7 protein-coding genes are annotated in these 12,962 nt (G+C 53.0%); 6 read left to right on the top strand and 1 reads right to left on the bottom strand.

The window, feature by feature from the left end; all coding sequences use genetic code 11:
• Window positions 1-117: 117 nt before the first annotated feature.
• Entirely contained in the window at window positions 118-2,223 is a 2,106-nt protein-coding gene (locus tag IPM28_01270; protein ID MBK9171629.1) for an elongation factor G, read from the bottom strand.
• A 268-nt stretch (window positions 2,224-2,491) separates the two neighbouring features.
• Between IPM28_01270 and IPM28_01265 the strand changes: the two genes are divergently transcribed.
• The 6 genes from IPM28_01265 (at window position 2,492) to carB (ending at window position 12,845) form a co-directional block, all read left to right on the top strand.
• Window positions 2,492-3,454, top strand: coding sequence for an FkbM family methyltransferase (locus tag IPM28_01265; protein ID MBK9171628.1), 963 nt, complete (start codon window positions 2,492-2,494; stop codon window positions 3,452-3,454).
• A gap of 52 nt (window positions 3,455-3,506) precedes the next feature.
• Window positions 3,507-4,295, top strand: coding sequence for a class I SAM-dependent methyltransferase (locus IPM28_01260; protein ID MBK9171627.1), 789 nt, complete (start codon window positions 3,507-3,509; stop codon window positions 4,293-4,295).
• Between the two features lie 196 nt (window positions 4,296-4,491).
• Window positions 4,492-6,366: a tetratricopeptide repeat protein gene (locus IPM28_01255; protein ID MBK9171626.1), complete on the top strand. Its 1,875-nt coding sequence runs from the start codon at window positions 4,492-4,494 to the stop codon at window positions 6,364-6,366.
• A gap of 108 nt (window positions 6,367-6,474) precedes the next feature.
• Window positions 6,475-7,551, top strand: coding sequence for a UDP-N-acetylmuramate dehydrogenase (locus tag IPM28_01250; GenBank protein ID MBK9171625.1), 1,077 nt, complete (start codon window positions 6,475-6,477; stop codon window positions 7,549-7,551).
• An 89-nt stretch (window positions 7,552-7,640) separates the two neighbouring features.
• Complete coding sequence (locus tag IPM28_01245; protein ID MBK9171624.1) at window positions 7,641-9,470, top strand: tetratricopeptide repeat protein; 1,830 nt, start codon at window positions 7,641-7,643, stop codon at window positions 9,468-9,470.
• Between the two features lie 147 nt (window positions 9,471-9,617).
• Window positions 9,618-12,845, top strand: coding sequence for a carbamoyl-phosphate synthase large subunit (gene carB / locus IPM28_01240; GenBank protein ID MBK9171623.1), 3,228 nt, complete (start codon window positions 9,618-9,620; stop codon window positions 12,843-12,845).
• Window positions 12,846-12,962: the final 117 nt, after the last annotated feature.

Below are 12,962 nucleotides of genomic sequence, written 5' to 3'. Positions count from 1 at the left end.
ATGACGGCTTCGATAGCTGGATAGCACCGGATTCACACAAAGCCGAAAACCCACGCCGCTTCTGAAAAGAGATGAGACGTAGGTCTTCGAATCGGCGCGAATGTTTGGAACTATTCGCTAGTCTTCGTCCTCGTGCGCTCGCACGCGCCCAGCGGCAACAGCTTCGTCGATCACTTTCTGAGCAAGATTTCCGGGAAGCGGATCGTAATGAGAAAACTGCATATGGTACGACCCGCGAGCCTGCGTGACGCTATTGAGCTTCGATTGGTAGTCGAGCATTTCAGATAGCGGCACCTTTGCCTTTATTACCTGCTGTTTGCCCCGCATCTCCATCCCACCGACTCGTCCGCGGCGGCTGTTCAGGTCACCCATTATGTCGCCTGAAACCTCCTGGGGCGTAAAGACCTCGACGTCCATTATCGGTTCGAGGAGCGTCGGCCTGGCCTTTTCCATCGCCGCCCTGAATGCCTTTCGGCCCGCCGCACGGAAAGAATGCTCGTCGGAGTCGACCGTATGATAACTGCCGTCGATGAGCGTGACCTTAAAATCGACCAACGGATAGCCCGCAACGGCTCCGCCGGCGGCGGCTTCGATAATGCCCTTTTCGATCGCCGGCCGGAAGTTTTGCGGAACCGCACCGCCGAAGATCTTATCGACCCATTCAAAACCTCCGCCCCGCTCGAGCGGCTCGAAGATGACCTTACAATCGCCAAACTGGCCGCGGCCGCCAGATTGTTTCTTATGGCGGCCCTGAACCTCGGCCGAGACGGTGATGGTCTCTTTGTATGGAACTTTCGGCGGATGCAGCGCGACCTCGACATGGTAACGATCGGCGAGTTTCTTGACGACCGTCTCGATGTGAAGCTGGCCTGAACCCGAAAGTATGAATTCTTTGGTTTGTGCGTCCCGATCGAAATGCAATGACGGATCTTCTTCAAGGATCTTGTGAAGAGCCGCGGATATCTTGTCTTCGTCTGCCCTGGATTTCGGTTCGATGGCAAAGGCGATAGCGGCCTCGGGGTACTCGACCTTTGGATAGACGATCGGTTTCGACTTTTCGCAAAGCGTGTCACCGGTCTGCGTATCTTTGAGCTTAACGACAGCTATAATGTCGCCCGTCGCCGCCTCCGGCACCTTGTCGAGGACCTTGCCCGAGATAACGTGCAATGCTCCAAGCCTTTCCTGCATGTCTCGGGTCGAATTCAGGACCGTTGCGTCCGAAGCAACTTTGCCGCTGACGACCTTCATCACATTTATTCGGCCCGCGAACGGGTCGGCGATCGTACGAAATACATACGCCGAAAATGGTTCGTCATTGGAGTATTTTCGAGAGACCCGTTCGCCCGTCATATCATTGTCGGCAAATCCATATTCAGCTTCATGCGTAGCAGGATTTGGGGCAAACTCGACAATGTGGTCGAGCAGGATCTGGAGCCCGACAAGGTTTGTCGATGAGACCGCGTAAACAGGGCAAAGTTTGCTTTTCGCGATCGCTTTTGCAAGGTTCGGATAGATATCTTCCTCAGGGAGTGTGCCGTCATTAAAGTACTTTTCCATCAGAGCGTCGTCTGATTCGGCAACCAACTCAATAAGGCGTTCTCGCGTGCGCTCAAAGACGTCGCGGCCGGCCTCAGGAAGCGGTATCTCCTTTGCCACGCCGCGCTCGTCAAATTCGTAGGCCTTTTGATGAACAACGTCGACAACTCCTTTGAAATTTGCTTCGCTGCCGATCGGCAGTGTGAACGGAACTATCGAACGCGCGAAACTGGACGAGGCGGTCTCTAACGCGTGCCCAAAATCGGAGTGCTCTTTATCGAGCTTGTTTATCACCATGAACCGTGGAAGCAGGAACTCATTGGCATACGACCATGTTTTTTCGGTTTGTACCTCGATCCCGTGGACGCCATCGACCACCACCAATGCGCAATCGGCTACACGAAGCGCGGGGCGGGCGTGCGACACGAACGCCGCATAACCAGGCGTGTCGATCAAATTTATCTTTGTGTCCTTATACTCGAGGTGGGCAAAATTGTTGTTGAGCGAGATCTTTCGTTCGATCGAATCATCTTCGTAATCGGTAACAGTAGTGCCTTCGTCTACCTTACCCCATCGAGTAGTGGCTCCGGCGATGTGCAAAAGACTCGAGACGAGCTGGGTTTTACCCGCGTCGCCGTGTCCAATGACAGCCAGGTTCCTGATATTCTCAGTTGCAAATGCTTTCATTTTCGGCAAGATCTCCTAGTAGGTTGGAATTGGTCCCAACGCAATTGACCTGAACTTGGTCATCCGTCTCTGACCTTCGATGACCGAATGACCGTACGCTCGTAGTTTGCACGTGCGAGCGGAATCAGCGCATTGCGTGATGGTAAATCGATAATTTATCCGAGTGGGAGAGATATGGCAAGCAGTCGCCATCCCGACAGTTTGGGAAGATGATACGTCGGCGTGTAGAATCTAGCTTCGCTACGTAAGGTTACGGTGCGACATCAAAGTGGCTCCAGTACAGAAAGATAACAGCAGATCCGGCGGCCCGCGTGCCGCTATTGACCGGGCGTGGCTTCGGCTCGTTCGTGCCTACACGTTCAACACGCCGATCTCGAGGGGCCGCCACCGAGCCTATCTCTTTGCAATGCGGTTCTCTCGACACTTGCCTACCGGCGAGGTCGTTTCCACCCATGACGGCCGAAAGCTCTATGCCGACCTGACGACCGGAATGCAGACGACCGTGTTTTTTCTGGGCGAATACGAAAAGGCGATCACGGAAATTGTGGTTAAGCTTGCGCAGGCAGGTAAATGCCGATCGTTTCTTGATGTCGGGGCGAATTTCGGTTGGTACACTACATTGTTCCAACGATTGACCGCGAATTTAGGCGAAGTGCACTCATTCGAGCCTGTGCCACCGATATTTGCGAATCTGAAAAAGAACTTCGAATTGATGGGAAGCCCGGCGAACGTACACATCAACAATCTTGCCCTTGGCGACGAGAGAAAAGAGATAACGATAAATCTTTTCAGCGGATTGTCGACCGGCCATGCTTCGATATCGAACCATGGCCGCGACGACGCTGTGCCGCATGTGGCACAAATGAACACGTTGGACAATTATCTGGCTGAAAATGCGGTCGGTGAGATCGACTTTGTAAAGGTCGATATCGAGGGTGCCGAGATGTCGTTCCTGAACGGGGCGACGACGCTGTTCAAGCAAAAAGTGCCGCCATTATTCTTAATGGAGATGGCATTGAATCAGACTCGCGATTTTGGATACGAGCCTAACGCGCTGATCGATCGTGTAAATCAAAACGGCGATTATAAGTTCTTTTGGATCGACGAGATCGCCGGGAAACTTGTTCCTTTTGAGCACTTTCCTGATGGCCACATTGGTGCGAACGTGATCTGTATTCCCGACCGAGGCAGGGATAGTGTGATGGATGCGGCGCAGCTGTTACTTCGTTGAATGCTTTCATGACGCGTTCGAGCCTCAACGTGTTAAGATTTAGACGTTATTTATGAGCGATTTTGATCATATGGTCGGTTCTCTGGATCTTGCCCTTTTCGAGAAGATCGAAAGCCAATCGACCGAGGACGATAAGCGTTCGCTTTTGGCAATTCAATCTGCGGTGCGCGAACTCGATCCCGAATACGTTTACCTTGAGATCGGTTCGTATCTCGGCGGCAGTATCCAGCCGTTTTTGCTCGACGATCGCTGCAAAGAGATCATTTCGATAGACAAGCGTCCGACGAAGCAGCCCGACGCGCGCGGCTTCGATTACACGTATTTGAACAATTCGACCGAGCGTATGATGGAGAATCTGCGATCAGTGTCGGGCGAAGGGATCGCGAAGATCATTGCGATCGACGGGAGCACGGCGGATATCGATCCGGCCCGGATCGAACGTCCGGTCAAGCTTTGTTTCATAGATGGCGAGCATACCGATACCGCGGTCGTTCGTGATTTTGAGTTTTGCAGACGGGTACTTGATCCGAAGGGCGGCGCCATCGTTTTTCATGATTCGCAGATAACCTATAACGGCATTGCACAATGTGTGAAACAACTCGAAGACGACGGAGTCGATTTTCGAGCATACAATCTCCCCCACATCCTATTTGTCATCGAGATCGGCGATCTTCCGATACATGCTCATCCATCGATCTTCGAAAGGCTTGTGAACAATCATCGAGGTTATCTGTTCTCGCTGCAGGACAATGATAAATTTCGCCGATTTGCGACAAAATATCCGTTTCGTGCGGTCAGGAACATGATCGCCAGGGTTAAAAGGGGCAACGTCAGCCAGTAGGCCACGACAGCCAATGTCCGGTCTTAAGCGATCTATGCGATAATCTTGTTTGGTTGGACTCAGTTCCGATTTTGGCTCAGCTACTGGCAGGCAATTTCGCAAATTACGAACCCGGGAAACGTCAGATCAGGGAACGCGCATCGTAATATGTTGCGCCATATCACACGAGATTCGACAAACCAACGGATGATCCATAATGAAAAGTCGATTGCGAATTAGAAAGAGTTCATTAACGCTTAGTGCTGCGATGTCGGTACTGATCTTTGTGTCGCTTGTTGCGGCACAAGAGTTGGTTCCCGTCCGTGACCTCACGGGAGCAAGCAGTGTTTTCATTTTTCGCGGTGTTTCGAAATCGGTTTCGAAGCGATTTGTAACCCAATCCCGTGCAAAGCGCTCGGTCCAGCAGAGAGCTGATAGTGCCAGAAGGGTAAACACACAGTTCACCAAGCTTGCGAAGATCGAGCCTAGGCGAGCACGTGTTGCCTCTGTCAACCCCGACGATCCCAAACTCAAGAAAATCGCTACGATGCCGAAAGAAGAGGCCTCAAAGCTTTTTGCAGGTGTCGGAGAATATCACATGGATCGCAACGCATATGACAGCGCCATCGATTTTTTCCGCGAAGCATTTACGATGGATCCATCGAATCCCGTTGCTAAGGCCGGACTCAGCGAAGCGTTAGCACTAAAAGGTAACGAACTACTTGCCAGAAACAGTACCGCGATCGCAAAGAGATTTTTCGAAGAGGCCTTGTCCTACAATCCGAGAAATTCGCCCGCGTTTTTTGGCCTTGCCGAAGTACTTTCTGACAGCGGAAACGAAGCTGAGGCACTTGTGAATTATGAAAAGGCTCTCGAGTACGACGGCGATCTTACCGAGATATACATTCCTTTGGGCATTCTTTACTATCAGCAGAACAATCTTGCGAAATCGGACGAATTATTGTCAAAGGCGATCGGCATAGACGCGAACGATGCCCAGGCACAGCATTTTCTCGGGTTGATCAGGCTTCAGCAGGGCCGTAACGAGGAAGCTGCGGCGGCATTCGGCCGGGCAAAGACGGCCGATCCGGGGCACGCAGAAGCGTTCTATTACTCCGGCGAAGCGATGACCCGCCTTGGTAATCGTGAAGCTGCGATCGAAGATTTTCGAAAGGCGATCGCGATCCGAGAAAACTACTTCGAGGCGTGGTACGGCCTTGGTACCGCACTTTTCGAATCAGAGAATTATGCGGAAGCGGTCAAAGCATTTGAACGGGCAAAGCGCCTGCGTAACGATAACGCAGAGGTCGTCGCAAACCTCGGCGACGCATATCGGCTGTCAGATGACCCGGCGTTAGCCTCAAATAGATATAACCTCGCTGAGAGCAATTACAATCTTGCTGCACTCTTTCTTGAGCGCCGTCCGGACTTTGCGACCAATACTGAGATTCGGCAGTTGACGGCTGATATTTACGCCCGAATTGCTTTTGCGATCGGCAAACAGTGCGAGATAAACATTCGAGAGGCAAAGGCCTGCAAATGGGATGTCGCTATCAAGGCACTGGCCCGTGGTGCAGAGATAAGCAAGAGCGACATGGATTTCGCAAATCTCGGTTGGGCCTTTTACAACGCCGGCCGGGCTGATCTGGCATTCAATCGCCAGCCTGAGGGCCGCGCGAATCTCGAAAAGGCACGTGACAGCCTGATCAGATCGATCGATGCAAATCCGAATTTTCTGGATGTGCCGCTTACGAATCTGGGCAAGGTGTACAGCGAATTGGGTGACCATCGAAACTCGATAGCGACCTTCAAGAAGGTTGTCGACAGAGACCCGAGGTCGGTTTCGGCGCTCAATGACCTGGGTGTTGCTTACTTAAAGGCCGGCAATTTTAAGGACGCGGTATCGCAGCTTAAGAAAGCGGTTGACCGTGACGATAAATTTGCGGATGGTTACCTGAATCTCGGACTTGCCGAATTCAAGAATGGCAACCTCGACGCTGCCCGAAAGGCCCATGCAAGGTTGAGGGCCATCGGGCGTCCTGACCTCGCAACCATGCTCGAAAAATTGACCGGCGGGGCGGTGAAAGGGTAACCGCCTTTGATCTCGACGGGCATTATTAGGGGCGATGGCGCCCCTTATTTGTTGAATTCAATACCCGCTTCATTGTTAAGCGCCGTCGTTCGAACAAGTGAAATGTCGATCGAAATTCAGGAAAATGTCTCACTTGCGCCATTTACGACACTAGGTGTTGGCGGGCCCGCAAAGTACTTTGTTGAAGCTGAGACTGAAACCGCGCTTGTCTCGGCCCTTTCGTTTGCAAAGGAACGCGAACTTTCGGTGTTTATTCTGGGCGGCGGGAGCAATGTACTGGTCGCCGACGAAGGTTTCGACGGCATCGTCATCCACATCCGCATCGACAGGTCTGAGTTCCGGCAGACTGCCGCTGCTTACCCTAACGAATCGGACCGTACGAACAGCATACGAACCATCAGGGCCGGCGCAGGCGAGAATTGGGACGACTTTGTAAGATCGTGCGTCGAAAACGATCTTGCAGGTGTCGAATGCCTCAGCGGGATCCCCGGATATATCGGCGGAACGCCGGTGCAAAATGTTGGTGCCTACGGGCAAGAGGTTTCGGAAACGATAGTGGAAGTTCATTGCGTTGACCGCGAAACATTGAAACCCGTCCGATTAACGAATGCCGAGTGTGGTTTTGAATACCGGAAGAGCATCTTCAATTCATCATCCGCTGCCCGTTTCGTCATATGCGAAGTTACTTACGGACTTCGAGTCGGCGGGAAGCCGAAGATCATCTATAAGGAGCTGATCGAACGGTTTCGTGGCCGAGAGCCATCGCTTACTGAGGTTCGCGAGGCGGTATTGGCGATCCGCAAAGCCAAATCGATGGTCATCGATCCGGCCGATCCGAACTCGCGAAGCGTTGGTTCGTTCTTCAAGAATCCGATAGTTCCGAAGGCAATATTTGAGAAAATAGCCAGGAACTCGCCCAGCGAAGTCCCGTTTTTCCCGTTACGCGATGGTTTTGTAAAGATCCCGGCTGCCTGGTTGATCGAGGCAGCAGGCGTCGGAAAGGGCTTTGTCCTGGGCAACGCCGGTGTATCTGAAAACCACTCGCTGGCCATCGTAAATCGCGGCGGCGCGACGACGTCTGAAATAATATCTTTGAAACAATTGATCCAATCAAAAGTCTTGGAGCGTTTCGGGATCGAGTTAATGCCCGAACCGGTCTTGGTTGGGTTTAATATGCAAGTTTGATTCGGCAAAATTCCTCACCTGATCGCGTCTAAATCGGGTATAATTCCTGTTTGTCAAGGGATACTTTTTTCCTGCCACGAGGTGCTCCAATGTTTCGCAAAAATCGCACTGTCATTTCCGGGATCGCTTTAGTTACTCTCATATCGTTCGTCGTTGGGCCGATGACCTCGATCCGGGCGAATGATATCGTTCCGTCGAGTGATATAACGGGCGGCTCAAGCGCTTTTGTGTTTCGGGGCTCGAGCAAACGGCCACAAGCAAGGTCGGCCGCCGCACGGGGCTATCTTTCCACAGGCGGCAATGCAGCTTCTGCGAGGGTTAAGGTCGGAAATCAATTGGCGGCAAAACGAAAGCGTAAGGCCGATGCCGCTAAGGCAAAACAGGCCGAGCTTGCCCGTCAGCGTGCCCGTGAGCGCAATGCTCGGTTCAAACAATCGAATGTCTTAACGGCAAGGGCTGAAACTCAGCTCGACGGCGGCGAACTGGAAACAGCGATCGGGAATTTTCGTGAAGCGATCAAACTAAATCCGCAGAACAAAAACGCCCAACTAGGGTTAAGTGATGCATTGACCGCAAAAGGCATAGAAGCGTCCTCAACGGAACCAAACGGGTCGGCGACCGAAGTGCTCCTGGAGGCTGTTTCGCTTGACCCGCGAAACGATATCGCCTACGCGAAACTCGGCGAGATCAACGATCTGAAGGGCAATAACAAAGAAGCGATAAAATACTACGAAAAAGCGCTCGCGATCGATCCGGAATTGACCGCGTTATATTTGCCGCTGGGTCTCGCTTATTCGGCGGAATCGAACAACGGAAACGCTCTTCGCTACCTGGAGCTGGCAGATAAGGCAGGAGCATCAACAACGGAATCCAGACTTGCGCGAGCCTCGATATTGAGCCGGCAGGGAAATCACGATGAAGCTTTGGCGGTGATCGATAATGTGATCGCCGCGGAACCGTCCAACGCTGCCGGATACTATGCGAAGGTCGGGGTCTTAGAGCAGAAAGGAGATGCGCAAGCAGCTTTTCTTGCCCTTGAAAAGACGGTCGAGATCGATCCGGCATTCAGCCCGGCATGGTTCGACCTTGGCGTGATCTATTACAATAAGGCAGATTATGGCAAGGCGGAGATCGCGTATTTGCAAGTGCTGAAATACGATGCCGCAAATGCACAGGCGCACGCAAACCTCGCCAGCACATACCGTCAGCTTGAACGATTTGCCGACGCGAATGCACAATATCGTGCCGCGCATGAAAAGGGCCTTAAGGGAGATGCGAACCTTTACAACGAATGGGGTTTTTGCCTCGGAAAGACCAATGAGTGGGACAAAGCCGCCGAGAGATTGAAGACCGCGGAAGAGCTAAGCCCGACGGCCGTCGACTATAACAATCTCGGTTGGGCGTACTACAACGGAGCCCGAGCCGATAGGCAGAATAATAACGAAGAAGAAGCAAATAAGAAGCTGGCCATCGCGAAGGCGTCGCTTGAGAAATCGGTCGAATTGGATCCGAATCTGCATGCGGCGTACCTGAATCTTGGCGCGACGAACAATTCGCTCGGCGATTTTCAGTCGGCGGTCAATGCTCTCAATCGGGCCCTTGCGATACAGGGCGATTGGGTCATTGCACTCAATCAGCTTGGCCTCGCCTATCGCGGCAGTAACGATCTTTCCGCCGCGGTCTCAACCTTTGATCGCGTCGTCAATCTCGACGGCAACAACGTCTTTGGTCTCTACGGCCTCGGCTCGGCACAGTTCGCGAGCGGCGACAAGAAGGGAGCGAAAAAGACGCAGGACCGGCTTAAGCGATTGAATCCGGATCTTGCAAACCAACTCGGGAATATAATTGCCGGCAAAGCGATCGAAGCCGGAAAGCAAAAACTCCGCGAAAAGGTCAGGATACCGGGAATTCCCTATTGACCGGTTAGCTTGGTTCTTTCGAGTGTCAAACCTGGAAGCGAAGCGTCATTACCAACCGTTTCGCTTTTTTTCTTACACTAACCGATATTCCGTTTGCGCACAGTTCGTCCGACTCCGTAATTTCTGTATAATCGTGAGTTTAGAAAAATGCCGCGACGTACAGATATTCACAAGGTCCTAATCATCGGCTCAGGCCCGATCGTTATCGGCCAGGCTTGCGAGTTCGATTATTCCGGAACGCAGGCCTGTCGGGCTTTAAAGCAGGAAGGTTTTGAGGTCGTCCTGGTCAATTCCAATCCGGCGACGATCATGACCGATCCCGAGATAGCCGATCGCACATATATCGAGCCTCTGACCCTCGAAACAATCGCAGCGATCATCGAGAAAGAGAGGCCTGACGCTCTGCTGCCAACGGTCGGCGGGCAAACGGGCCTGAACCTTTCGGTCGAACTCTTCGAAAAGGGAATTCTCGACAAATACGGGGTCAAGCTCATCGGGGCGAACATAGACGCGATAAAGGTCGGTGAAGACCGCGAGCTCTTCAAGAAGGCGATGGACGAGGTCGGTATCCCGTCGGCCAGGGGCGGATTCGCCCACACTTGGGAAGAGGCGAAGGCGATCGTCGAAGAGACCGGATACCCCGCGATCGTCCGGCCGGCTTTCACATTGGGAGGAACAGGCGGCGGCACTGCCTACAACCCCGAGGAATTCGAAGAGATCGCAAAAGGCGGTCTCGAAGCTTCGCCCGTTTCGCAGATCCTCGTCGAAGAATCGATCCTCGGCTGGAAAGAATATGAGCTCGAGGTGATGCGCGACCTCAACGACAATGTCGTCATAATCTGCTCGATCGAGAATTTTGACCCAATGGGTGTACATACGGGTGATTCGATCACCGTAGCTCCTGCACAGACCCTGACCGACGTTGAGTATCAAAACCTCCGAGACATGTCGATCAAGTGCATCCGTAAGGTGGGCGTGGAAACGGGCGGTTCGAACATCCAATTTGCGGTCAACCCGGCGAACGGCGAAGTTCGCATAATAGAAATGAACCCGCGGGTCTCGCGTTCGAGTGCCCTTGCATCAAAGGCGACCGGATTTCCGATAGCAAAGATCGCGGCCAAATTGGCAGTCGGGTACACCCTGGACGAGATCCCGAACGACATCACAAAGAAAACTCCGGCGTCATTTGAGCCGACGATAGATTACGTTGTCACAAAGATACCGAAATGGGCGTTTGAAAAGTTTCCCGGAGCCGAGGATGTTCTGGGAACGCAGATGAAATCCGTCGGTGAGGTGATGGCTATCGGACGGACCTTCAAGGAAAGCCTGTTCAAAGGTTTACGGTCACTCGAGGCGGTCAAGCCGTTAAGGCTCGCTGAAGTTCCCGAAGAAGAGCTTCAGCGTAAGCTCGCGCGTCCGAATTCGCAGCGGTTTTCGTACGTTACCTATGCACTTCAAAACGGCTATTCGATCGACGAGATCCACCGGCTGACGAGGATCGATCCATGGTTTCTGGATCAAGTGTCGCAGGTGATGGAGTTTCAGGAAACGCTCGATGCGAAGCCATTGGGTGAGTATATGGAGGAAGAGATCAGAACCGCGAAGGAGTTCGGCCTCTCAGACCGCCGGTTGTCATTTTTGACCGGTGCATCTGAGACCGATGTTCGCGAGCATCGCAGGTCGGCGGGGATCGTGCCTGTCTATAAACGAGTCGATACGTGTGGGGCCGAGTTCGAATCGTATACTCCATACCTGTATTCAACATACGAAGAGGAATGCGAGGCCGAGCCGACCGAACGCCGGAAGATCATGATACTCGGGAGCGGGCCGAACCGGATCGGGCAGGGCATCGAATTCGATTATTGCTGCTGCCATGCCTCGTTCGCTCTTCAGGGCGCTGATTTCGAGACGATAATGGTCAATTGCAATCCCGAGACCGTCTCGACTGATTATGACACCTCGGACCGGCTGTATTTTGAACCGCTTACGTTCGAAGATGTGATGAATATAGTCGAAGTCGAGCGTCCAGAAGGAGTTATCGTACAGTTCGGCGGGCAGACCCCGCTCAATTTGGCGGATAAGCTGCACGCTGCCGGCGTACCGATTATTGGAACCTCTCCGGATTCGATCGATCTTGCTGAAGACCGAAAGCGATTTTCAGCGCTGCTTCAGGATCTGAATATTCCCCAACCGCCAAACGGATCTGCAGTTTCGCCCGATGAAGCAAAGATCATCGCGGCTGAGATCGGTTATCCGATAGTCGTTCGACCGAGTTTTGTTCTTGGCGGGCGGGCGATGGCGATCGTCTACGACGAAGCCTCGCTCGATGAATACATGCGGACCGCGGTCGACGCCTCGCCCGAGAAGCCGGTCCTGATCGACAAGTTTCTCGAACGCGCCGGCGAGATCGACGTAGATGCTCTTGCAGATGAAACGGCGGTCGTCATCGCCGGAATTCAGGAACACATCGAGGAGGCGGGAATTCACTCAGGCGATTCGTCGTCGGTATTGCCTGCCCAGAAGATCGCTTCAGAGCACCTCGAGACCATCCAGCACTATACGACGCTTCTCGCCAAGGCCCTGAAAGTAAAGGGTTTGATGAATATTCAATACGCAATACAAAGCGACCGCGTGTATGTTCTCGAGGTCAACCCGAGGGCTTCACGGACGGTGCCATTCGTTGCAAAAGCCACTGGCGTTCCTATCGCAAAGATCGCATCGCTGGTGATGGCCGGAGCCAATAAGCTTAGCGATTTCGGGCTGCCGCCAGTACTTCCGGTACCGCAGATATTTGTAAAATCGCCGGTGTTTCCGTTCAAGAAGTTCGCCGGCGTCGATCCGATCCTTGGACCCGAGATGCATTCGACCGGCGAAGTGATGGGCGTCGGTGCGAGCTTTGGCGAGGCCTACGGCAAGGCGATGGAAGGCGCGGGACTAAAACTTCCTTTGACCGGTAAGGCGTTTATCTCTGTCACCAATGCTGACAAAGGCCAGGCCGCGATACTCGCCCGGCGGCTCGTGAAACTCGGTTTCGACCTTGTTGCAACCTACGGAACGGCGATCAGAATGCACGAGGTCGGTCTTGATTGTGCAAGCGTATTCAAGGTGAACGAAGGCCGGCCGAACATCGCCGACCTCATCCGCCAGGGCGAAATATCGCTGATCATCAACACTCCGCTCGGAAAAACGTCGCACTACGACGAAAAAGCCATCCGAAAAGCAGCCCTTCAATTCAATGTCCCATGCGTGACGACCATTACCGGTGCCGAGGCGTTGGTCGAGGCCATCGCGACGAAGAAGTCGGAAGATCATCTAACGGTTCGCAGCTTGCAGGAGATACATCAGACCTCGATGAGTATCCGACAAAGCGGCTAAATAATGCTGCACGTTGTGGGAATCTGAGCCATGCGGCAACTGAACCGGGATTCGGCATCAATGAATCACGGCATCGATGCTCGTTCGCGATCTCGAAATCGCCCTTTTTTTCGATTC

Source organism: Chloracidobacterium sp., from assembly GCA_016716305.1.
In the GTDB taxonomy this organism is placed as follows: Bacteria; Acidobacteriota; Blastocatellia; order Pyrinomonadales; family Pyrinomonadaceae; genus OLB17.
Note: the sequence above shows the minus strand (reverse complement) of the source record. Positions and strands in the feature narration are given on the sequence as shown.